The organism is Chryseobacterium defluvii (assembly GCF_003634775.1).
Classification (GTDB): domain Bacteria; phylum Bacteroidota; class Bacteroidia; order Flavobacteriales; family Weeksellaceae; genus Chryseobacterium; species Chryseobacterium defluvii.
In genome coordinates this window covers 1272733-1296835 of sequence record NZ_RBXB01000001.1, presented here as the reverse complement: position 1 = coordinate 1296835, position 24103 = coordinate 1272733, and the positions used below count along the sequence as shown (strand labels likewise).

At 36.5% G+C, this 24103-nt stretch carries 22 protein-coding genes; 10 read left to right on the top strand and 12 right to left on the bottom strand.

All coding sequences use genetic code 11. The annotated features are described in order from the left end of the window. Window positions 1-80 precede the first annotated feature (80 nt). Together BCF58_RS06055 and recQ are read right to left on the bottom strand one after the other, a co-directional pair. Entirely contained in the window at window positions 81-1163 is a 1083-nt protein-coding gene (locus BCF58_RS06055; protein WP_121460864.1) for a glycosyltransferase, read from the bottom strand. Window positions 1164-1323: 160 nt separating this feature from the next. Further along, on the bottom strand, window positions 1324-3528 hold the full coding sequence (gene recQ / locus BCF58_RS06050; RefSeq protein WP_121460863.1) for a DNA helicase RecQ: 2205 nt from the start codon (window positions 3526-3528) through the stop codon (window positions 1324-1326). Between the two features lie 157 nt (window positions 3529-3685). Between recQ and BCF58_RS06045 the strand changes: the two genes are divergently transcribed. The 8 genes from BCF58_RS06045 to BCF58_RS06010 all read left to right on the top strand — a co-directional run bounded on the left by BCF58_RS06045 (window position 3686) and on the right by BCF58_RS06010 (window position 11760). Next, window positions 3686-4645 carry a KpsF/GutQ family sugar-phosphate isomerase gene (locus BCF58_RS06045; RefSeq protein ID WP_121460862.1) on the top strand — a complete coding sequence of 320 codons (960 nt, stop codon included), beginning with the start codon at window positions 3686-3688 and terminating at the stop codon, window positions 4643-4645. A 143-nt stretch (window positions 4646-4788) separates the two neighbouring features. After that, a complete protein-coding gene (gene tatC / locus BCF58_RS06040; RefSeq protein WP_185144823.1) occupies window positions 4789-5613 on the top strand; it encodes a twin-arginine translocase subunit TatC in 825 nt (274 codons plus the stop codon). Window positions 5614-5781: 168 nt separating this feature from the next. Beyond that, entirely contained in the window at window positions 5782-6168 is a 387-nt protein-coding gene (locus BCF58_RS06035) for a DoxX-like family protein (protein WP_121460860.1), read from the top strand. Next, a complete protein-coding gene (locus tag BCF58_RS06030) occupies window positions 6161-6925 on the top strand; it encodes a DUF2071 domain-containing protein (protein WP_121460859.1) in 765 nt (254 codons plus the stop codon). Before BCF58_RS06035 ends, BCF58_RS06030 begins: the two co-directional genes overlap by 8 nt. Next, window positions 6889-7641, top strand: a complete 753-nt coding sequence (locus BCF58_RS06025; RefSeq protein ID WP_121460858.1) for a class I SAM-dependent methyltransferase — start codon at window positions 6889-6891, stop codon at window positions 7639-7641. Before BCF58_RS06030 ends, BCF58_RS06025 begins: the two co-directional genes overlap by 37 nt. Window positions 7642-7651: 10 nt before the next feature. Beyond that, window positions 7652-8047 carry a hypothetical protein gene (locus BCF58_RS06020; RefSeq protein ID WP_121460857.1) on the top strand — a complete coding sequence of 132 codons (396 nt, stop codon included), beginning with the start codon at window positions 7652-7654 and terminating at the stop codon, window positions 8045-8047. A 76-nt stretch (window positions 8048-8123) separates the two neighbouring features. Continuing rightward, a complete protein-coding gene (locus BCF58_RS06015; RefSeq protein WP_121460856.1) occupies window positions 8124-9755 on the top strand; it encodes a M1 family metallopeptidase in 1632 nt (543 codons plus the stop codon). Between the two features lie 148 nt (window positions 9756-9903). Further along, entirely contained in the window at window positions 9904-11760 is a 1857-nt protein-coding gene (locus BCF58_RS06010; protein WP_121460855.1) for a M61 family metallopeptidase, read from the top strand. 54 nt (window positions 11761-11814) lie between these two features. Here BCF58_RS06010 and BCF58_RS06005 read toward each other — a convergent pair whose 3' ends face one another. The 3 genes from BCF58_RS06005 to pepE form a co-directional block, all read right to left on the bottom strand. Next, window positions 11815-12975: a sensor histidine kinase gene (locus BCF58_RS06005; RefSeq protein ID WP_394337663.1), complete on the bottom strand. Its 1161-nt coding sequence runs from the start codon at window positions 12973-12975 to the stop codon at window positions 11815-11817. Then, complete coding sequence (gene dacB / locus BCF58_RS06000) at window positions 12976-14349, bottom strand: D-alanyl-D-alanine carboxypeptidase/D-alanyl-D-alanine endopeptidase (RefSeq protein ID WP_121460853.1); 1374 nt, start codon at window positions 14347-14349, stop codon at window positions 12976-12978. 138 nt (window positions 14350-14487) lie between these two features. Beyond that, window positions 14488-15180, bottom strand: coding sequence for a dipeptidase PepE (pepE, locus tag BCF58_RS05995; RefSeq protein ID WP_121460852.1), 693 nt, complete (start codon window positions 15178-15180; stop codon window positions 14488-14490). A gap of 183 nt (window positions 15181-15363) precedes the next feature. On the opposite strand from pepE, the gene BCF58_RS05990 reads away from it, so the two are divergent. Next, window positions 15364-15915 carry a tetratricopeptide repeat protein gene (locus tag BCF58_RS05990; protein WP_121460851.1) on the top strand — a complete coding sequence of 184 codons (552 nt, stop codon included), beginning with the start codon at window positions 15364-15366 and terminating at the stop codon, window positions 15913-15915. Between the two features lie 61 nt (window positions 15916-15976). Here the strand turns inward: BCF58_RS05990 and BCF58_RS05985 are convergent, their stop codons facing one another. After that, complete coding sequence (locus tag BCF58_RS05985; protein ID WP_121460850.1) at window positions 15977-16468, bottom strand: YdeI/OmpD-associated family protein; 492 nt, start codon at window positions 16466-16468, stop codon at window positions 15977-15979. A gap of 115 nt (window positions 16469-16583) precedes the next feature. Between BCF58_RS05985 and fsa the strand changes: the two genes are divergently transcribed. Next, window positions 16584-17237, top strand: a complete 654-nt coding sequence (gene fsa / locus BCF58_RS05980) for a fructose-6-phosphate aldolase (RefSeq protein WP_121460849.1) — start codon at window positions 16584-16586, stop codon at window positions 17235-17237. Between the two features lie 126 nt (window positions 17238-17363). Here the strand turns inward: fsa and BCF58_RS05975 are convergent, their stop codons facing one another. From BCF58_RS05975 to BCF58_RS05950, 6 genes are all read right to left on the bottom strand, one after another. Then, complete coding sequence (locus BCF58_RS05975; RefSeq protein WP_121460848.1) at window positions 17364-18272, bottom strand: GLPGLI family protein; 909 nt, start codon at window positions 18270-18272, stop codon at window positions 17364-17366. Window positions 18273-18364: 92 nt separating this feature from the next. Further along, window positions 18365-20266 carry a M56 family metallopeptidase gene (locus BCF58_RS05970; RefSeq protein WP_121460847.1) on the bottom strand — a complete coding sequence of 634 codons (1902 nt, stop codon included), beginning with the start codon at window positions 20264-20266 and terminating at the stop codon, window positions 18365-18367. Between the two features lie 2 nt (window positions 20267-20268). Then, window positions 20269-20634, bottom strand: a complete 366-nt coding sequence (locus tag BCF58_RS05965) for a BlaI/MecI/CopY family transcriptional regulator (RefSeq protein WP_121460846.1) — start codon at window positions 20632-20634, stop codon at window positions 20269-20271. A 246-nt stretch (window positions 20635-20880) separates the two neighbouring features. Further along, a complete protein-coding gene (locus BCF58_RS05960; RefSeq protein ID WP_121460845.1) occupies window positions 20881-23037 on the bottom strand; it encodes a TonB-dependent receptor in 2157 nt (718 codons plus the stop codon). 46 nt (window positions 23038-23083) lie between these two features. Then, entirely contained in the window at window positions 23084-23611 is a 528-nt protein-coding gene (locus BCF58_RS05955; protein WP_121460844.1) for a hypothetical protein, read from the bottom strand. A gap of 15 nt (window positions 23612-23626) precedes the next feature. Further along, window positions 23627-24103, bottom strand: a complete 477-nt coding sequence (locus tag BCF58_RS05950) for a hypothetical protein (protein ID WP_121460843.1) — start codon at window positions 24101-24103, stop codon at window positions 23627-23629.

The window sequence follows — 24103 nt, the reverse complement described above, 5'->3', positions numbered from 1 at the left end:
TTAATGATCACAAATTTACAGAATAAATACCACGTAGCAAACTGAGTTTTATCAATCTGTTGAGACTCTTATCAAAACTCTTATTTGTTCATTAAATCCAGCAATGCCCTTTCATATTTATCCAGAATAATATTTTTGGAAAACCGTGATTTAATAGAATTTCTGATAGCTTCCTTATCATAAGTCTGATGCAGAAGGCTCATGATTTTCTGAGAAAAATCCTCATGATTATCTATATCTGAGATCTCACCATTCACACGGTTTTGTATAATCTCGTTAATTCCTCCCGGACAGTTGTTTGCTAAAGAATATGTTCCGCAGGCTCCTGCTTCCAGGAGGACATTCGGAAATCCCTCATATCTTGAGGATAAGATAAAAAGGTCGGCATATTTCAGAAACTGATAAGGATTTTCCTGCTTTCCGTGAAAAACCACCTTTTTCAATCCTAGAAATTCTTTCATCTGGTGCAGGATTTCCCTATCTTTTCCGTCTCCCAAGATATGCAGCAGAATATTTTCATTTTTCAGTCTTGAAAAAACCTTCAATAAATTATCAAAACCTTTTCTGGAAGATAAGTTACCAATGGCCACAACGTTTTTGTAATTGTATTTAAAACTTTCCGGCTTCTGGGAAATGGCCAGCTTTTGATTGATAAAATCAAAATCGACAGGATTGTTTATTTTGATGATCTTATCGGATTTCACATTGAAATTCTTCATCAGATCATTCATCATATCATCGCTTTGGGCAATGATCTTCTGGTAATTATTGTAAAAGCTGTAGAAAAATTTAATTTCCTTTCGGGTGACATGCTTGCTCACCACATTAGTTTCCCTCGCGATAAATTTGGTTTTCGGAAAAAGCTTGATAAACAGTGATAAATAAGCATTTACTTCTCCGAAACCAGAGAATACGATATCCGGCTTTCTGCGATAGATTTCGGATAGTATAGGCTTTAATGAATGTCGGATTCTTTCGGTATTGATATTAATAATTTCAACATCATTTTTAAGAAAACTGAGGTATCCTCCCTGTTTCCGTAACAGCAATATTTTAGGCTCAAACCGATCCCGGGACAGGTGGTTTGCAATAGTGGTAATAATTCTTTCTGCACCTCCGGTTTCCAAATCCGGCAGAATAAATATGACAGAAATCTTTTTCATCTATGTAAAAAATGCTAAAGTTTGACCTTTAGCATATCAATTTTATTATTTTCTTCCTTGTAAAAACCATTCAATTGAAAAATTAAAAGCAAAAACCACAAGATAGCTTCCTACTAAAAATAGTATTCCGTAAAATGTGTATCGTAAAAGCTTTTTCATTTTAATTGGCTACATCACTAATGAATTTTATTCTCAACATTCTCACTTCCTCATCCGAAAGCTCGTCTCCGAACTCATCCAGTAAAACTTTCATGCTGTCACTTTCAGACTCGTTCATGAACTCCATGAAACCGTCTACAATGTCCTCATCAAAATTATCTTCTATATAATAATCGATGTTGAGCTTTGTCCCCTGATAAACAATACTTTCCATTTCTTTCAGCAGTTCGTTCATCGTAAGGTTCTTGGCTCTTGCAATATCTTCAAGATCAATTTTTTTATCGGTACTCTGAATAATGAAAACCTTATGGCTGGATTTGTTGGCCACCTGTTTCAGCACCATATCCTGAGTACGCTCGATATTATTATCTTCTACGTAAGTTTTTATAAAATCGGCAAATTCTTTTCCATACTTCTTGGCTTTTCCTTCCCCTACTCCATAAATTTTGGTTATTTCATCCACCGTGATCGGATATTGAACCGTCATATCTTCCAGACTCGGGTCCATAAATACCGTATAAGGCGGAATACCATGCTTTTTGGCTACTTTCTTCCTTAATTCTTTTAATTGATTAAACAGGTTTTGATCCAGGCTTCCTCCCGCCTGCATCTGAATCTGTTCACTTTCAGCTTTAGCCTGGGTAAGATCAAACTCCCTGTCTTCAGCAATTAAAAATGAATGTTCCAGTTTCCCGTCCAAAACCAGCCTTCCTTTTTCTGCGATCTTTAAAACACCATATGTTTCAATATCCTTTTGCAGAAAATTCTGTACCGTAGCCTGTCTTAGAATAGTTTTCCAATGATTATCTTTTTCATTTTTCCCAAAACCGAAATAAGAATTCTGTTCCAATTTATAAGATTTGGTCACTGCTGTTTCCTTACCTGCAATCACAGAAATAATATCTTTAGCTCTGAATTTTTCTCCGGTATCATTAATCAGTTCCAGCACTTTTTTAAGATCGGCAGTGGCATCTTTTAATTTAGGAGGATTGGATGCATTATCGCACATTTTGGCTCCGTCTCCTTTTACAGGATCGAAGCTTTCTCCAAAATAATACAGAATATATTGTCTTCGGCTCATGGATGTTTCAGCATACCCAACTACTTCATTTAAGAGCTGTAATCCGATCTCTCGTTCGGAAACCGGTTTCTGAGCTAAGAATTTTTCTAATTTTTCAATATCTTTAGGATCATAGAATGCCAGACAATGGCCTTCTCCTCCGTCTCTTCCCGCACGTCCTGTTTCCTGATAATAGCTTTCCAGTGATTTTGGGAAGTCATAGTGAATAACAAAACGTACATCCGGTTTGTCGATTCCCATTCCGAATGCAATGGTAGCTACAATCACATCTACCTCTTCCATAAGGAATTTATCTTGGTTCGCTACTCTTACTTTTTGGTCTAATCCCGCATGGTAAGGAAGCGCATTAATCCCGTTTACCTGTAAAAGCTGGGCAAATTCTTCAACTTTTCTGCGGCTTAAACAATATACAATTCCTGATTTTCCCTTATGTTGATTGATAAATTTGACAATTTCCTTATCTACATTCACTTTTGGGCGTACCTCATAATAGAGATTCGGACGGTTGAAGCTTTCTTTGAACACCAATGCATTGGCCATTCCCAATGTTTTCTGGATATCGTCCTGAACTTTGGGAGTTGCCGTAGCCGTTAATGCAATTACCGGAACATCAGCTATTCTATCGATAATCAGCTTAAGGTTCCTGTATTCCGGTCTGAAATCGTGGCCCCATTCCGAGATACAGTGTGCCTCATCTATAGCAAAGAAAGAAATTTTCACTTCTTTCAGAAAATCAAGATAATCATCTTTGATCAACGATTCGGGGGCTACATATAATAATTTCGTTTTTCCGGCCTTAATATCGTCAAAAACCTGTTTGGTTTGTGTTTTATTCAATGATGAGTTTAAAACATGGGCCACTCCGTCATCAGATGAAAGCCCGTTTACGGCGTCTACCTGGTTTTTCATTAAAGCTATTAAGGGTGAAACCACTATTGCCGTTCCTTCAGAAATAAGAGCCGGAAGTTGATAACAAAGTGACTTACCCCCTCCCGTAGGCATCAAAACAAACACATCTTTCCCCTCCAACAGGTTTTCTATGATTTGTTCTTGCTGACCCTTAAACGTAGAAAACCCAAAATATTTTTTCAATTCGCCTGATAAATCGGCTTTTTTTGCGCTCATCTAATTTTGTATTGCTAAATTTGCATCTAACTCAAAGTTATAAAAATTCTGCTTAAAATAAAAGCGAACGAATTTATAAAAAATAAAATTTATATTAAATATTCTTTTTTAAATATAACATTTTTTAAGAGATTTTTTGTATACCCTAAAAATTAAGATGAAAAGGCCTAATATTATCTCCATAGCAAAAAGTACTTTAGAAATAGAAATTTCAGAACTTGAAAAATTAAAAAACAGAATTGACGACAGCTTCGAAAGAGCGGTAGAGATCATTCATTCCGCAGAAGGGAAACTGATTGTGGTAGGAATCGGAAAATCTGCCCATGTGGGGAACAAGATTGTGGCTACGCTCAACTCTACAGGAACTCCTTCACAGTTTCTTCATGCATCGGAGGCCATCCACGGAGATCTTGGAGTTATCCAGAAACAGGATGTGGTGTTGTGCATATCCAATTCAGGAAATTCTCCTGAAATTGTAAACCTGGTCCCATATCTGAAAGATTATTCTTCGGCTCTGATCGGGATGACCGGTAATCTGAAAAGTAAACTGGCTGAGTTCTCTGAGGTTGTTCTGAACACTCACGTTGACCTGGAGGCTTGTCCGAATAAGCTGGCTCCCACAAGTTCAACAACTTTGCAAATGGCTTTAGGAGATGCTTTGGCCATTGCTTTAATGGAGCTGAATGATTTCCGGGAAAATGATTTCGCGAAATTCCACCCTGGTGGAAGCTTGGGAAAAAACCTGATCTCAAAAGTAGACCAGTTTCTTTCTCCACAAAAGCCACAGGTAACTGAAGAAGATTCCATCAGGGATGTTATTATTTCCATCAGTGCATCCAGCCACGGAATTACAGTGGTAACGGATGAAGACCAAATTATTGGGGTGATCACAGATGGCGACTTAAGAAGAATGCTGATGAAAGGAGAAGATGTTTCCAAAGTGTTGGCAAAAGATATTATGTCATCCAATCCAAAGACGATCGAAAGGGATGCTTTAGCCAAAGAAGCAATGAAAATCCTGAAAGAAAACAATATCGGACAGCTTATTGTGACTGAAAACGGAAAATATTTCGGAATTATAGACTTGCATAAATTACTGGACGAAGGGATTAACTAAGCCAGAAGTCCGAAGCTGGAGGCTGGAAGATATAATGCTCATTTAGATGTTTGAAGAATAAATTTAAACTTCCATCTTCTCTCTTCCAACTTCCTGCTTTACTGAAACTTTTTTCATAAATTTGAGCCTTAAAATTTTATTCTGTGAGTGATGGTAAAGAAATGTCCTTCCTCGGGCATATTGGAGAATTAAGAGGTCATCTTATCCGCTCAATTATTGTTATTATAATTGCCGCTTTCGTTATCGGCTTTAATATTAATTGGATTATGGACCATATCTTTTTCGGTCCTACGAGAAACGACTTTCCTACATTTAAAATTGTCAATCACTTTTCCAGAATGATTTTAGGTGAAGACAGCATCCATCTTCCCAAAGACTTTCCTGTCCGTGTACAAAGACTTTACCAGCAATTCAATGTAATGATGGCTGTGTCCATTTTTGGAGGAGTGGTTGCTGCATTTCCTTATATTGTGTGGGAATTGTGGAGATTCATCAGTCCTGCTTTACATCCTAATGAAAGGAAAAATTCGATCTTTATTATCAATTCGGTATGGATTCTTTTTATGACCGGAGTATTATGCGGATATTTTTTAATTCTTCCTTTTGCGGTTAATTTCGGAGTGATTTTCAAAATTTCAGACATCATTGTACCCCTTTATGATTTAAGTGATTATACAACCCTATTCTTACAGGTGGTATTGGGTATGGGGGTAATTTTCCTTTTTCCTATTCTTATTTACTTCCTTACCAGCATTGGTATTTTAACCCCTATGTTTATGAGAACATACCGTCGTCATGCCATTGTTTTAATTATGGTGGTTGCAGCGATTATTACTCCGGCTGATGTTTTAAGCATGTTAATGGCTGCTTTTCCGTTGGTCCTCTTATATGAATTCAGTATCCTCATGTGTTCTTATACCTATAAAAAAGTGCAGAAAAGAGAAGGTAACCTCCCTGCCGTTCAATAAGATCTTATTTTTCCAAAGAAAGGGAACCACTACAATTCCGCAAAACTTGTGATCAACTGATACAACAACACGTTGAGTGCATAATACAATTATTTTGTATTTTATTTTCAATAATTATTGAAAGTTCAGTAATTATTTTTATATTTGTATGGAATTTATCTTCTCATTATGAAAAATATTCACCTCTTATTCACTTATTTCATTGCTTTGGTTTGGCTTATCAACGGATTGTTCTGCAAAGTGCTAAACCTGGTTCCCCGTCACGAACAGATTGTAGCAAGGATTTTAGGCAATGATTATTCCAGAGCGTTTACTCTTTTCATTGGACTTTCTGAAGTGGTTATGGCCATATGGATAATCCTGGGAATTCAGACAAAGGTTAATGCAATCATGCAAATCATTATCATTGCTGCCATGAATGTTCTTGAATTTGTTTTGGTTCCCGATTTATTATTATGGGGTAAATTCAATTCACTATTTGCTTTTCTATTTATTCTTTTAATTTATTTTAATGAATTCCGGTTCAGCTTAAAAAACACAAATCGTTATGCTTGACTTTTTAAAAAATCATCCGTTTGCCGTTGAAGCTTTTTTTGAAAGCTCAATTGTTCTGACATTTGCCGTTCCTAAAGAGCAGCTACAGGATCTTATTCCTGAATGCCTGGAACTCGATACTTTCAAAGATCATTGGGCTTTCATAGCAGTAGCCATGGTTCAGACAAAAGACTTACGCCCAAAAGGGTTTCCCCAATGGATGGGAAACGATTTTTTCCTGATCGGCTACCGCATCTTTGTACGATATACCAATAATGCCGGGAAAAGATTACGCGGTTTATATATTTTAAAGTCTGAAACAGATAAAAAGAAGATGGAATTCAGGGGTAATCTTTTCACCCATTATAATTATACAACCACTGATATCATGCAGACTGAAGGGGAAAACATCAAAGAGATACAATCGGTGAAATCAAAATTTAAAGTGATCCTCAGTAAAAAAGAAGAGCTTGTTTCTCTTCCCGAAAACTCACCATTTGCAGACTGGAAAGAAGCAAGAAGGTTTGCCGGTCCATTACCTTTTACATTTACCTATAATGTTAAAACCAGAGAAGTTCTTATCATTGAAGGGGTAAGGCAAAACTGGACTCCCGAACCGGTACAGGTCCTTGATTATCATTTTGATTTTTTAGATAACCTGAGGCTAGAGAATCCTGTTTTAGCGAATGCATTCATCATTAAAAATATTCCATATTACTGGAAGAAAGGAAAAATTGAACCATGGAAACAAAAAGAAGACAATTTCAGGGCGTTTTAAATATTTTAAGCTTTAACCGTCATTTTTATATCATTGGAATCGGGATTTTAGCCTTAATTATTGTCAGTCATCAAATCTTTGAATGGCCCGATCTTCTATACCGGCTTGTTATATTGGCATTTCTTTATGGCTTGTTAATGCCTTTATTAGTATCTGCTTATGTCTATGATTTTTCAGGATATTATAACTTCCAGTGGCTAAAAGATTGCTCTGCCGATCAATCTAATGCAACGCAAATCCTGAATATTAATGCCGGTTTTGATGAAACAAGTTATATCATTAAAGACAATTTCCCACAGGCTGATTTAAAGGTATTCGATTTTTATGATGCCAAAAGGCATACAGAACCAGCTATCATAAGAGCCAGAAAAGTAAGCCTGGTATATCCTGACACCCAACAGATCATATCGAATTCTATACCTGTGGCCGATCAATCTGCTGATATTATTTTCCTGCTTTCTGCAGTGCATGAAATAAGATCACATGAGGAAAAAATTTTGTTTTTGAAAGAATGTCACAGGGTTTGCAAAACCAATGGAAAAGTAATTATGGTAGAACATTTGAGAGATTTCCCAAATTTCTTAGCGTTCTCAGTAGGATTTACTCATTTCTTTTCTAAATCTGTGTGGAGAAATGCTTTTAAAAGTGCAGGTTTTACAAGCTTTCAAGAAGTAAAGTTCACCCCTTTTATGTCCATTTTCATCTGTACTCCTTAAATATTATCTTATGGATCTTCATTTAAAAATAATCGGGTCATTCTTCATTGTTCTGGCCCTCATACATATTATTTTTCCAAAATATTTTAATTGGAAAGCTGAACTTCGCTCGCTGAGCCTGATGAACCGGCAAATGATGGTTATCCATACCATTTTTATTGCTTTGGTCGTATTTCTTATGGGGTTACTTTGTATAACATCTTCTCAAGAATTAATAGAAACCGCACTTGGAAAAAAAATAATACTCGGATTGGGTGTTTTCTGGACGACGAGATTGGTTATTCAGTTTTTCGGCTACTCCTCAGAATTATGGAAGGGGAAAATTTTCGAAACTCTCATCCATCTGGTTTTTTCTCTATTCTGGCTATATACAAGTATAATCTTTTGGTTCATTTATTTCAGCTAACAATCAAATTATTTGCAAGTAAAATAAGATTGTGATGCTAATTTTTCTATTTTTGGTAGATTAATAATTTGATATTATGAAAAAGCTGACCTACACCCTTTTGTTTGCTTCAGGCCTTGTTTTCGGGCAATTCTTTGAGAATACTGAAAAGTTCAGTAAGCAAGATTCCTTAAAAGGTTCCAACACAAAATTCAGGGATTTTTGGGATGTAAAAAAATATGAGCTTTCCGTAGAGCCTGATTTTAAACAAAAGAGCATCAAAGGGAATAACAAAATCAGTTTTGAGATTATAAAGGATGTAACCAATCCGGTTTTTCAAATCGATTTGCAGCAACCGATGAAAGCGGATAAAGTAATAACCAATTTCCCAATAGCTAACTATAAACAGGACGGTGATTTTATTTTTATTAACACTCAGAAAAGTTTTAAAAAAGGAGAAAAGTTCACTGTTGATGTGATCTACTCCGGAAAACCTACGATTGCTAAAAGAGCTCCCTGGGACGGAGGATGGGTTTTCGCAAAAGATGAAAACGGAAATCCCTGGATGAGTGTTGCCGATGAAGGAATCGGAGCTTCGATATGGCTTCCAACCAAAGATATATGGAGCGATGAACCGGAGAATGGAATTATCATGAAAATCACCACTCCGAAAGATCTTGTAGGGGTTGGAAACGGAAGACTGATTGATAAAAAAACGGCCAACAATAAAACAACTTACACCTGGGAAGTTAAAAACCCGATCAATGCCTATTCTATCATTCCGAATATCGGAAAATACGTCAACTTTAAAGATACTTATAAAGGGGAAAAAGGAACACTGGATCTAGACTATTGGGTGCTGGATTATAATTTAGATAAGGCAAAAAAACAATTCCAGCAGGTAAAGCCAATGCTTTCTGCATTCGAATATTGGTTCGGACCATATCCTTTTTATGAGGATTCCTATAAATTGGTCGATACTCCATATTTAGGAATGGAACATCAGAGTAATGTTGCCTATGGAAATCAATATATGAATGGATATCTTGGAAATGACCTTTCAGGAACCGGTGTCGGGTTGAACTGGGACTACATCATCATCCATGAAAGCGGCCATGAATGGTTTGCCAATAACATTACAGCCAAAGATCAGGCGGATATGTGGATTCATGAGAGCTTTACCATGTATTCCGAAGTGCTGTTCACCGAAAACTATATGGATAAAAAATCAGCGGACATGTATGCACAGGGAATCCGTGGAAATATTGACAATGACAAGCCTATTATTGGTAAATACGGAGTGAGAAACGAAGGAAGCGGAGACATGTATCCGAAAGGAGCCAGCATGATCCACACCATCCGGCAAGTCATCAACAATGATGATAAGTTTAAACAGATATTAAGAGGATTAAATAAAGATTTCTACCATCAAACTGTGACTACAGAACAGATTGAAAACTATATTTCCTCCCAATCAGGAATTGATTTTTCGAGTGTATTTGATCAGTATTTGAGAACAGTAATGATTCCTACTCTTGAGTATTCTCAAAAGGGAAATGAGCTTAGATTCAGGTATACCGATGTGGTTAAAAACCTGAAACTACCTATTATTATTAATGGTACTCAAACGATCAGTCCTACAGAATCATGGCAAACGGTAAAGCTAAAAAAGAATACGCCGGTAGAGTTTAACAAGAACTATTATATCGACTATAAAGAAGTACAATAATAAGACGAAAAGGTAAAAGGGCAGAGATGCTTTTTTGCCTTTTTTGCTTTATAACAATTTTGTCGGATCTCAATTTTATGAAAAGTTTAATACTTCCCGCGTAACAAAATGGTTTTTATGACAACTATTTATCTATAAACTAAACTCAATGAAAAAAATAGCACTTACTTTAGGAGTCCTGGCTGCCGTTTTGGTGAATGCACAGTCTATTAAAACCACCATCGATCTTGTGAACGTAAAAGACGATAAAGTGGCAGTAACCATGGAATTCCCGAAAATGAAATCCGGAGACGTAAAGTTTCATTTTCCTAAAACGGTTCCCGGAACTTATTCCGTAGATGATTATGGAAGATTTATCGAGGGAATCAAATTTTTGGATAATAAAGGCAAGGAATTAACGTATACTAAGGTTAATGACAACACCTATTCACTTAAAAATGCCCAGAATTTAAATAAAATCACTTATCTGGTGAATGACAGCTTTGACGATGAAATGGATACTTCCAAACATAAGGCTGTATTTTCTCCTTCCGGAACTGATATTGAGGAAGGCAAAATCTACCTGATCAATACCCATGGTTTTGTCGGATATATCGACAATATGCAGGATGTGCCTTATCAACTGGTTATTCAAAAGCCTGCTAATTTCTACGGAACAACTGCATTGGTGGATCAGGATAAATCGGATGCTACTGATACGTATACACTGGCTAATTATGCTAAGGTAACAGATTCCCCATTGATGTATACGAAGCCCGATTATATCACCTTCAATGCGGGAGGAATGGATCTTGTATTGGGAGTATATTCCCCTTCAGGAAAGTATAAAGCTGCTGATTTCAAAGAAAATCTTGAAAAAATGGTTGTGGCTCAGAAAAAGTTCCTGGGAGATATGAACACCAACAAGAAATATGCGATCATGCTTTATCTTTCGGGGGGCGAGGGGCCGCAGATTAAAGGTTTCGGGGCATTGGAACATCATGAATCAACCAGTGTTGTACTCCCTGAAATGATGCCTAAAGAAGCAATCGATAAAACGATTACCGATGTCGTTTCCCACGAGTTTTTCCATACCGTAAATCCTTTGAAAACACATTCTGAAGAGATCCATTATTTTGATTATGCAGATCCCAAAATGTCTCAGCACTTATGGATGTATGAAGGCGGAACAGAATATTTTGCCAATCTTTTCCAAATTCAGGAAGGCCTGATCAGTAAGGACGAATTTCTTCATAGAATCAATGAAAAGATCACCAATTCAAAGAACTATGATGATACCATGCCGTTTACAGTCATGAGTAAAAATGTTCTGAAAGATGAATATAAAGATCAGTACAGAAACGTTTATGAAAAAGGGGCGTTGCTTACTATGTGTCTGGATATTGAGCTGAGAAAACTGTCTAACGGAGAAATGGGCTATCGTGATATGATCAGAAAGCTGTCCCAAAGATTCGGAGAGAATAAACCTTTCAAAGATGACAAGCTGATCGATGAACTGGTAACAGTAACCGGTTATCCGCAGGTAAAGGATTTCTACAATAAATATATCGCAGGAAACCAGCCGACTCCTTACGCAGAATACCTGAATATGGTAGGCGTGGAAGCAAAGAAACAGGAAACCCCTCCTATTTTCTGGTTCATTAAAGATCCGAACCAGACTGGATATAATGATAAAAATAATACTTTTGTATTTGATGAAAGTTCTGCACTATCTCCTTTTGCAAAGAGTATAGGATTTAAGATCACTGACGAAATTGTTGCTCTGGATGGAAAAACAATTGATATTCAGAAGGTACAGGAGTTTATAGGTTATACCAAGACAATTAAAGAAGGGCAAAATGTTACCGTTACTATTCTCAGAAAAAACGGTGACAAAATGGATAAAATAGACCTGAAAGGAAAAGCTATTTTAGATAAGATGACAGTGGAAACACTTCAATATAAGGCAAATCCTGGTCCGGCAGAACAGAAGCTGCAAAACCAATGGTTAACGGGTAAAAAATAAATAAGAAAGCGGAGAAATTTCTCCGCTTTTTGTTTTTATTCAGTCAAATATCATCTATACTTTTTTAATCATGATTCTGAAGGTCGTTCCCTTTCCTACTTCCGTCTGTGCAATTTTAATATCCCCATTATGATATTCCTGAATGACTCTTTTAGCTAAAGACAATCCTAAACCCCAACCTCGTTTTTTAGTGGAATAGCCTGGCTTAAAGGCATTTCCTGCCTGTTGTTTGGTCATTCCGCTTCCGGTATCTTTTACTTCAACCAGAATATTCTTGTTTCTTTCAAACACGGCAATAAGAATAGAACCTTCTCCTTTCATGGCATCTACGGCATTTTTAACCAGGTTCTCTATTACCCAGCTCATCAGAATCCTGTTGTGGGGAACTAAAATATCATACGTTGGAAGATGCAAAGTAAAATTGATCTTTCTTGATATCCTTGATTTCAAATAATCGTAATTTTCTTTGATCGTCTCATTAAAATTGATGTCATTAAGCTCCGGGACAGATCCTATTTTAGAGAATCTTTCAGAAATGGTCCTTAGTCTTTCAATATCTTTTTCTATTTCATGAATTCCCTCAGAATCTGGACTTTCAAGTTTCATAATTTCCATCCATCCGATCATAGAGGATAAAGGTGTTCCGATTTGGTGTGCGGTTTCTTTTGCCAAGCCGGCCCAAAGATAACCTTCATCCGTTTTTTTAATGGTTCTTAAAAACCAGAATGAAAATAAGAAGTAACATAAGATGAAAAAACCTAACAAGAATGGTGAATACCTAAGATTATTCAGTAATCTGGAATTGTCATAATATACAAACTGATTATTTCCATTAGGAAATTTCAATTCAATCGGAGGATAATTTTTGGACATCTTTTTGGCTAAAGCTGTAATTTCTTTAGCATTGTTTTCTATTTCCTGCGGAATGTTCTTGTGTTCAAGCGGCCTGCCATCCTTATCTAAAACAATAACCGGAATGGTGGTATTAGAGCTATAGATTTGTAATATCAGCTCCTGTACCTCAAGGCTTGGTGTAGTTGCTTCCTGCTGAAATTTCAAAGCACTGACCAGAATATCCACCCTTTTCACTTCTTCCTTACGTAAAAAATTAATGAGGATCATGGAAGTAACCACAATGGTAATGATAACCAAAGTCATCAATGTGAAAATAAACCAGTTATTAAACCTTGCAAGTATGGATTTTCTCAAAACTATTTATTTTAAAACATTCAGAATTTTCTGCAACTCTGTACTTCCGCTTCCCTGATAATTATTAATGATAATGGAAAATACATATTTTTTACCGTCTTTAGAAGTATGGTAACCTGCATATGATTTGGTATCCCTCATTGTCCCGCTTTTCATTTTCATTCCGTTATCCTGGATTGGAAACCCGTCATAATAGGATTCAAACCATGCTTGCTTTTTAGCATATAGCAAAGCCTGAACTTCCGCTTTTGCCGAAGCGTAATTTTGTGGGGAAAGTCCGCTTCCATCAGCAAAATTGATCATATGGGCATTGATTCCTTTTGATTTCCAGAATTCTTTAAGATACGCTACTCCACTTTTGAAACTCGGATTTCCTTTTTTTTCTTTTCCTAACGTTTTGATCAATGTTTCACCGTAAAGGTTAACGCTTTTTCTCAAAAACCAGAAAATAATTTTATCTAATGTCGGTGACTGGTAAGTCAAAATAATATTCGCCTTCGGAGCGGTCAAAGGTTGTTTGCCTCCAATTTCGAGTTGAGAGTTAGTGACCACTTTCCCCGAAAGCTCTATTCCGGACTCTTTTAACCATTGTCTTACCTCCACCCCTAATTGTAACGGCGGGTTTGGTACGGAACCGGAAACGGTAACTGTCTTACCGGAAGGTAAAGTTCCATTGATTAAAGCAATATCCGAATGAGGAGCCGTAAAGATCAGGCTTTGGTCCGAACTTCCTCCTGCCTTCAGATCGTTGAGCCATTTTACTCCTTCCAAAGGATAAGAAAAGCTCCTGAAATCGGTACCGTTAATATTGATATCAAACTGGTTTTCTCTCCAGTTCACTCCCCATACTCCGGCTCCGTAATAGTTTCCGAGATCATCCCACGGCCAGCCTCCCGGAATCGTCTGATGATCGAAATACGAATCATCAATGACCAGGTCTCCGGAAATTTTGGTAATGCCCAGTTTCTTAACCGCACCCATGAGCTTCTGCTTGAAACTTTCCGGTTTATAGGCTTCATATCTCCAGCTACCCAAAGTAGGGTCACCATTGGAGCTTATGAAGAGATTCCCGTTCAAAATACCATTTGATACATTTCCTGAGTAACTTGAAGTGGTAGTATAGGTATAATTTTTTCCTAAAACCTCCAATGCGGCACCTGCCGTAAATATTTTCTGGGTAGAAGCGGTCGAGAGCCCTTTGTTCCCCTGATATTCATAAATGAAATTACCACCTTCATCTGAAACGTAAAACGACAATCCTGAAGCAATCGCTCCTGAGGAATTCATCAGGTCTTTGGTGGCTTCATCCAGTTTCTGGGCAATATTCTGGGCAAAGATTAGTTGTGTTGACAATGTAAGGATGGCAAACGTCTTTCTCATTACTTTGTAATTTCATTATTCCCGGATGCTTTGATTCCGCTCTGCATAACATCGCTAATATTAGCTACCTTGTTTACCTGTCATGTTGAGCGGAATCGAAGCCTCCTTTATTTCTCTATCAAATATAATTAAATTAACTTATAATTCACTTCCCGGCTCTATCTCATAAGGTTCTATTCCTTTTTCAAAAATCCTGGTCAGTTCACTTCCTTCTACGGTAATTTTATCTCCGATTCTTCTGATCCAGTTTCCTTCACGCAAACCAACTACTTTAAGATCGTTCTGGGTTAAAAATTCCTTGATTCTTGTTTCCCTGGTTTCCCCATTATGCTTAAGATCCGGATTAGGGTCTAAATAATGCGGATTGAGATTAAAAGGAACTAATCCCATACAGTCAAAGCTTGGCGGATAAACGATCGGCATGTCATTCGTAGTTTTCATATTTTGTCCGCCGATATTACTTCCGGCACTGCATCCCAAATAAGGTTTTCCTCTTTCAACATTTTCTTTCAGGACGGTCATTACGCCTTCTTCATGTAATGTTTTCACCAATAAAAAAGTATTTCCGCCTCCGGTAAAGTATCCTTTTGCATTGTTCAGTGCTGAAATTTGATCTTCAAACTCATGCAATCCTCTTACTTTAATGTTAATCGTTTTAAAGAAAGACTGTGCTTTTGCGGTATATTCATCATGAGAAATCCCGCCCGGCCTTGCAAAGGGAACAAAAATTATTTCATCAATTCCTTCATATAATCGGGTCAATTCTTCTTTCAGGTATTCCAGATATTCACCTCCGAAAAGTGTGGAAGTTGAAGCTAATATGATATTCATATAAAATTATATTGATTAAAAATTAGTTGAATCACAAAGATAACTTAAACGGCCATGAATCAAAAATTAAGATAAAAATAGTTAACCGTTAATCTTTTCTAAAAAAACTTAACGGTTCTAAAATTTAAGGTTTTATGGAATTATTATTGAATTTCAGAAATAACAACTTTAAAATATAAGAATATGAAAATGGCTAAAATGAACGTTAAAAATCTTTTTTTAGGTTTGATGCTGGTAGGAGGTGTAAGTTTTATGAATGCTCAAACGACTCAAACAAATACAAATAATGCACCTGCTTCAAGCCAAACAGCAAGTAACCCTGCGATTGATGGCCTTAAAAAGCAAATTGAGGCTAATCCAAAGGATACAGAATCATTAGCAAAGCTGGCTACGGCCTATCAGGAAGCTTCAGATTGGACTAATGCAGTTGAAACCTGGAAAAAAATATCTGTATTATTACCCGATTGGGCTCCATCTTATTACAGCCAGGCATACGCATATCAATCTGCTAAAGATGATGCCAATGCAAAAATAGCCTATGAAAAATATATTGCTGCCGTAAAGCCTGAAGAGGTAGAGCAAAATAAGAAAAATCTGGCCTATGCTTATTTCTATATTGCCTTTGCAGAGCAGAAAACTGATCCTTCCAAAGCAAAGGAGCATATTGCTAAATCACTACAGTACGATCCCACCAATCAGGATGCTATAAAATTGAGCAAAGCTTTAAACTCATAAATAAAAAAATCCGGAACAAAGTTCCGGATTTTTTTTGCCAGGCCTTGATCTGAAAGGGATTTTAATTCATCTTTTTACCAAAGAAATCTGTTTCCCCTTTTAAGTGCCGGATAATTTTATCAATATTTCTCCTGATAGATTCTTCGGTTTTAAGATGATGGATATAGCGAATCAGCTCAAGTCTCCTTGAAGGAATCAACGCTTCGAAGTTTTTTAATACAAGGGGATCTTCTTTAATGGCACGATCCAGGTCCGGATGAATGGGAATGCTTCTGTCTGAATCATCATATTCAACAGATACATCAATTGTTTCCCCGATTCGTTTTGGAGAATTCGGTAACATGGTTAAGTTGATATAGAGTCTCCATTCTCCCAGATATTTCATCAGGTTTTGTTTGAATTCCTTGCCGTTTACAGATCCTTTCACCGGAATGGGGCTTTTGTTTCTCCCTGAAGTTTCGAAAATTGTATTCAAAATGTCTTCAGGAATAAAAACAAAGGGATTGATTCCTATGATTTCCAGTTTTGCAGTGAAGGTGTTTTTAACTTTCATATGTAAATAGTGGTAAAGTACTTTTGTTTTAACTTCTGACTTCTATCCAAAATTAAAAATTTTCCACTCACAAAGTATTCGTTATCTTTGCAAAAAAATAAATCTACTAAACGAAATGAAATTTTTTATTGACACAGCTAACCTAGAGCAAATTAAAGAAGCTAAAGATCTTGGAATCCTGGATGGTGTAACGACCAACCCGTCCTTAATGGCCAAAGAAGGAATTCAGGGTGCTGAAGCGATCAGAAACCATTATAAAGCCATCTGCGAGATCGTAGACGGTGATATTTCTGCTGAAGTATTATCTACTACCTATGAAGAAATGATTAAAGAAGGAGAAGAGCTTGCAGCAATCCACCCGAATATTGTAGTGAAAATTCCAATGATCAAAGACGGTATCAAAGCGTTAAAATATTTTTCAGATAAAGGAATCAAAACGAACTGTACATTGATTTTCTCTGCAGGACAGGCTCTTTTGGCCGCAAAAGCAGGAGCAACCTATGTTTCTCCTTTCCTTGGAAGATTGGATGATATTTCTACGGACGGTTTAAACCTGATCCAGGAAATCCGTTTGATTTTTGATAACTATATGTACGAAACTGAGATTTTGGCAGCTTCTATCCGTCATTCTATGCACATTATCGACTGTGCTAAAATTGGTGCAGATGTTATTACTTCTCCACTTCCTCCCATCTTGAGCTTATTGAAACACCCGTTAACAGATAATGGTTTGGCTCAGTTTATTGCAGATTCTAAGAAATTAGCTTAATCTAATTATAAAACAAAAAATCCCGGAACAAGTTCCGGGATTTTTTGTTTATTGTAGCAGAGTGAGTAAATAAAAACGGGACGATCGATTATTCGTTCGCCCCATTTTTGATTAGAAAAATATCTACTAGTTAACTAAATCCGGCTCTATCGGATTGTTGTTCTTTTTCAATGCTTCTTTGGTTCTTTTTTCCATTTCCCTGAAAACCTGGTTGGGATCTGATATTTCTTTACCATCTTGTGTTTTCATTTTGAAAACCATCTGTCTGTTAGGATCCCCGCTGTTTCTCATCATCATTTCTCTCATATTCTTAGACGGATCATTTACGTATGCCTTCCAGGCTTTTTTGAACTGATCTTCCGTTACTTCAAGTTCTTTTCCACCTATTCCTATTATTCTCAAATTCTCAGGAAGCTGAGCTTCTGTTGATGAAGCAGCCGCAGCCATTTTTTTATTTCCTACAAGCGTCATGATATGTGACCCTGTATTGTCTTCAATTTTAACGATCAGCCCCGGTAATCCGTAAAATTTATACGGTCCGTCCTGGAAAGGGATATCTGTAGAGAACCATGCCGTCCAATCTCTTCCGCCGAAGCTTGTAGTTGCTTTCTGTGTATTGTATTCTCCAATTTTCTGTTTATCCGGAAGGATTTTCCATTCCGGCTTTTTATCTTCTGCAATCTTATACTGATCTGTAGAAATACTTCTGAACAGATAGGTTTTAAAATCCGGATATTGTTTCGTGACCTTAAATGAAACCGCTCCCGGCCCTTCTCTTCTGTTGATGCTTATGTTTCCGCCAAAGCCACCTTTCAATTGTTTTTCAATGTCTGCTTTGGATGTTGAATCGGCAATAAACTTTTCATGGCTGTAATAGGTAGAGCCGTTCTTATCAATATCCAGGAGCATCATATCTTTTTTTACATCAGCTTTCTCATTAGAATCCGGGATGTATTTGTATTCATAGAAAAATCTGTTGATCTGCGCGTTGGCAAAGACACTTAAAAGCAGGAAAAAGAAAATATTTTTTTTCATAGTGTATCAATTAATTTACATTTCATCATTTGTATTCCTGTAAAAAGCTTTGTCAATCCACCCAATGCTGTATTGACAAAGCTGATGGAACTTTATTTTTTGGTTTCGATTCTTATTTCTCCGGAAGCTTTACCGTTGTTGTTGTTTTTATTCACGCTCATACTTTTAATATCAGCCGGTTTTAGAGCTTCCATTTCTTCTTTGGTAACTTCTTTGCCATCAACGTAAAACTTCATATCCCCTGTACCGGAAGCATTCTTTAATCCGGAAATGACGATATTATTCTTTTTGTCTCCAGTTCTGATATAATCGGAATTGATTCTTATTACTTTATCAGAAGGAATAGTATGGCTAAAGTCATTATTAAAATAGAATGTTCTTCTGTTTCCTTCCAAAACTCTTCTTTCCGCTTCCAGCTTGGCTCTCTCTCCTTCCAGTTTGGCTCTTTTTTCATTAAGCTTAGCCCTTTTTCTATCCAGTTCAGCTCTTTTTTTGGCTGTACTTGCAGATTCTTTAGCCCCTTCAGCAGATCTGAATGCCATATCAGCTTCAGGACTCCATTTCATATCTTTTAAATCTTTGAATTTATAGGCTTTTACTTTTGGGAATTTATAGACTCTTACTTTTGGAGTTCCCGGAGCATTGGGAGCAGCCGGGGCACCCGGAACCTCAGGAAAATCAAATTCCATTTCAGGGATTTCCACTTTTAGATTTTTAAGCTCTTTCATGTTCTTTTTCCATTCATCGGAATTGAAAAGCTCTTCCATCTTTTTCATATTCATATCTGTTCCTTCAAAGTTAAAAGTCATTGTTTCTCCGTCGAAAGGAACTACAAATCCGTGAACAGATTTTTTAAAGTCACTAGAATTGGTGATTTTTCCTATTTCTTCTGAAAGCGAACTTATTTCATCAATGTTTTTTCTGAATTCTTCACTTTCGGGCTTTAGATTTTTCAGGGCTTTGCTTTTTTCTTCAATTTTTTTACCCAGGTCGGCTATTTTTTGCTGGCTGTCTGATTTTCTTAAAAGTTTGGGTTCACCGGGAACTTTCATTTTTAATTTTTGAGGTGTAATAGTATCTTTTTTAATCTGAGCAACAGCTTCCTGAATCGCTATATTGGTTTCTTTAATTTCTTTGTTTTTTGCATTTACCATATAAGCAAACGCTACGGAGAATAAAACCGGCAACGCAAAAATTCTTCGCGCATATCCGAACTTGGTTTTAGGTTTTTGTAACATTTTGAGTCTTTTTTTAAGGTTTGAACTTAGAAACGGACTGGTTGCAGGCAACTGTGTTCCGGAAAAGTGGCTTGCTAAAAGCATCTGCGCAAATGCTTTGGTGTCCGATTGTTTTACGGCTTTTTTATCAGCCAGGTATTCATGAATTAAATTGAGTTCTTTTTTAATGATATGAAAGAACGGATTGAACCAGAAAACGGAAGTAATAATCTCTATAAAGACCTTATCGAATGAGTGTTTCTGTTCAATATGTACCATCTCATGCTTTAAAATCTGTTTCCCGATGTCTGAATTCAGCATAATGGTGTCTTTCCAGAACAGGTTTCTAAAGTATGAAAAAGGAGCATCAGTAAGGTTTGTCTGGTAAAAATTGATACCATCAAAGCTTTCCTTTTGAAATTGGTCTTTGAGCTGTCGGATTTTTAATATTCCGTAGACAAGCTTTCCTAAAAAATAGAAAGAAACCAATCCCAAAGCTGAAAAAATAATTCTAAGATAAATGTGGTCATTGTTTAAGTTTTTGGTTGTATTAAAATTTTGTAATGTATCAATCAGCTTATATACATCATTATTCACTTCTATCGTAAAGTCATCCACTTTGATGAGTGGCAGCAATAGTGATATCAACATGGCACACAACAAATAAAATCTGTTATAATGATGAAACGTCTTGTCTTTTAAAGACAACTGGTAATACAAAAACATTACACCAGAACATATAATTACTTTTCCGAAATATAGAAGTACGGCTTCCATGGCTAGTTTTTCTTTTTGAGTTCGTCTAATAACATTTCAAGATCCTCAACGGTCATTTCATTTTTTTCCACCAGGAATGAAACCGCACTTTTGTAAGAACCTTTAAAATAATTTTTCACAAGGCTTTTCATCGTTTTCCCCGAATACTGCTCTTTTGAGATCAGTGGGAAGTACTCATGCTGTCTTCCGTAGACATTATAGTCTACGAATTCTTTATCTTTCAATACTTTTAATATAGTAGAGACTGTATTGGTATGCGGTTTCGGCTCCGGAAACAGATCGAGGAGATCTTTCAGAAATCCTTTTTCTACTTTCCATAAATACTGCATTACCTGTTCTTCTGCTTTTGTTAAAGTTTGAATTTTCATATCCTTTTCATTTTATCATTATCTGATATAAAATTGAGCTGCCATTCTATATCACTAATAAATTAGTTATACAAATGTAGAAATTAATCTCATTCAAACAACTATTTTTCTAGTGATAAGACGTGAAATAATATAAATTATTGATAATCAATTAAATAAAATGTATTAAAATTTTGTTAAAGTTTAAAGCATAGAAAAAACCACTTCAGTTGAAGTGGTTTCCTGTTAAGCTATTTTATTTTATATTTAGAAATGATAAGCGAGATTTACCCCTCCAAAGAAGTAAGCTTTACCAGGTCCAGGATTAACATCTGTTGCCACTCCAGCCGGATAATTGGAATTTGTATCACTGTCGTTGATGCTGTTTCCTAAAAACAGGAAAGTGTAATTGATCTGGCTTGTAAGGTTATTCCCGGCGATATAACCATCTACATCCCATTTACCAAAGCTGTGCTTATATCCTAATTTGGCGTTGTATTGGTGGAATCCTTTCACTTTATTCGTATTGCCAAAATCGGTATACACATCTCCAAGATAATTGAAAGTATTAAGAAAATAGATTCCGATCTTTGTATCAAAATCCAGCCCCAGAGACAATTTTGTTCTCGGGACACCCACTACCTGATTATGGATATAATTTTTTTCTTCGTTGTTTAACCTCGTTATAAAATCCTGGTACCTGAAATCATAGTATGAAACATTAAAGAAAGGTTCTATTCTACTGACGAACCCCTCTTCGTTGTCATATTTGTATCCTAAGCTTGCCTCAATACCTTTATTTTTCTGGTTTCCGGTATTGCCCCAATAAGTGTAGGCTGCTCCCGTTACAGGATCTTTTCCTGATAATTGTGTCAGTTTATCCTTAATTCTGATATCAAAAACAGAGATCTGATAGTCGAATTTTGTATTCGACAATAACCCCTGAACCGAAAAATCAAGCATTTTGGCATTTTCAGGCTTTAGATCATCATTGGTTTTATTAATTCCGCTAATAAATGCTGTTGCGGCTGTTGGCGCATTATACCCTTCGCTATAGCTTACATTTACAATCTGTTTCCCGAATATTTTTTGCACAGCAAAATGGGGTTTGTAAACCGTTGAAAATGCTTTATTAAAAGAAAGATTCTTATCATACCCGGGAACCAACCCCGGATAAGCTAACAGGTCTTCTCTATTATATTCGATTCTATTTCCGCTGAATCCGGCGATAAGACTTAGGTCCCAAGGTTTATAGGTCAATCTATCTACTAAGAAGAACGAAAGCTGGTCGTTTTTATATTTAAAATAAGTGCCTTTTCCTATAGGTTGGGTTTCAAGTCCGTTGCCTGTAAATCTGTAATTGGAAAGCAGAGACCGTGAAAACGAGTATTCTGCTCCTGTCTCAATGCTATTACTGAAGTCTTCTGCTAATTGATTTTTAACGATAAATGTACTTCTGAAACCGTAATTGGGATTCTGGCTGTTTTCTGCTGCACCGGCCGCTATTCTTTTGGCATCAAGGTGAGAGTAAAAAATAGAGGTGAAGTTGGTAACATGAGGAGTAATATTCCATCTGTGGCTTACCGTAGCCCTGCTAACATCGAAATTATTGGCCGCATTTTTATTGGCATACGCCTGGTTTCCGGGATCATTCCCTGCATAATAGTCTGCATAGGAAATTTGTCCCGTAACGCCTTCATCGGAATTGGTATGATTCGCATATACCGTCAGTTCCTGATCAGGATTGATTTTGAAGGTCCCTAAAAACGAATAGGTGTTTTTCAGGCTGCTTCCTCTCGGCCTATACCCGTCACTTTGGATATGTCCATAATTAAACATCATTGAGGCATTATCGGTTACCGCATCTACTCTGGTAGCAGTCTGTAAAAGATTGAATGATCCGGCAATAAGCTTCTGTGAAAGAGTAACTCCTTCTTCTTTGGAAGGCCTCATATAGAAGCGAACGACACCACCTACCCCACCTCCATATAAAGTAGCCGCAGGTCCTTTGATCACTTCCACCTGATTGATCAGGGAGAAATCTATATCTTCCAGAATGGTAACCCCATCTGCATTAGTAAGGGGAACTGAATTAAGATAGCTTTTAATACCCCAGTTATTAAACTTCTGGTCGTTTCCATATCCTCTGACCACAATCCTCTGTCCACCCAATTGTGTTCTTTTATCCACCTGAATTCCTGCCAATGTTCCCAAAGTCTGTTCAATGAAGCTGGAATTATTGCGGTTAAGCTCATATTCACTTAAAGTTTCTGTACTTTGCGCATGTCTTTGAAACTCCGCTCTTTCTTTTTTTACTTTATTTCTTCCGGAAATATTGATAGGATCTATATCTGACTCTTTTATCTGTGCATTGAAAGCCTGGGATGCCGCTAAAGCACCCATAATTAATATATACTTCTTCATAAATTTTATACTTTTCTATATTTGTATTTTGGTACTTAATAATACCCTATATGACAGTATAAAATTTAGGTGGCGGAAATATTTTTGAATGAGTAAAGATACAGCCCTTTAGGATATAGGTATATTTTTTCATCAATGAGTTATAACCGAATAGGCTGACATCTTGGAGGATTTTCAGATAAAACACTTGTTTCTGATTTTTTACCGGTTTGGCTTTCGAAGAAAAGCATTTTTGACTTTTAAAAGTAAAACCAAACAATGGTAAGGATTTTTCTTCAAACTCACGGATTTTTGTTTCCTTATGATCTTTAATACAATAAAGTTTTTGATCAACAATTTTTACAATATCATACAGTTCTCCATTAAGCTTAAATTCTTTTTTTGAAAGCCATCTTGCACCTTCAAGCTGCTTTGAAGTAAATAATATAAGATCTTTATCCTTGATTTTTTTTAAGAAAATATGCATTCTCATTTCACGCTGTACTTCTTCCCTTAATTCTTTAAGAAAATTAGTAGAGCAAAAGAACCCTGCCGTTATAAAGATCAGAAAAATATAGAATATCCTGTGTTTCAAAGATGTTGAATAGGTTTATGGATAAAATTCCTGGTTTTCTGAAACAGTAAATTTTGGAATGATTAACTTTTTAATTATTTTGGAGCCACCGATAGTATATTCCAACCAATATTTTGAGGCTTTTACAGATGAAGTTTTTGCCGGAACTTCCTGACCCGTAGAAACATCAAACAGAGGCTCATTGCGCGGATCTGTAACAGAAGCAGTAAGCTCAACAAATTTACCTTCCGTCTTTGTAACAACAGCTGTTCTTACAGTATTGATCACCAGGCTTTTGAACAGGAAGGAATTTCCTTGTTCATTTTTCAGCCTAATCTTGTAATGCGATCCTTTAACGCCTTCTCTTCCTCCGGACCATTGGGTTTGTGTCGCTGAAATAATAGAAAAATCCTGTTTCTGAAGAGCCATATTTTGATCAATAACCGCTTTTGTTGGTGCATTACAGGAATACACCAACAATACAGCAGTTAATATAATTGTTTGAACATTCAT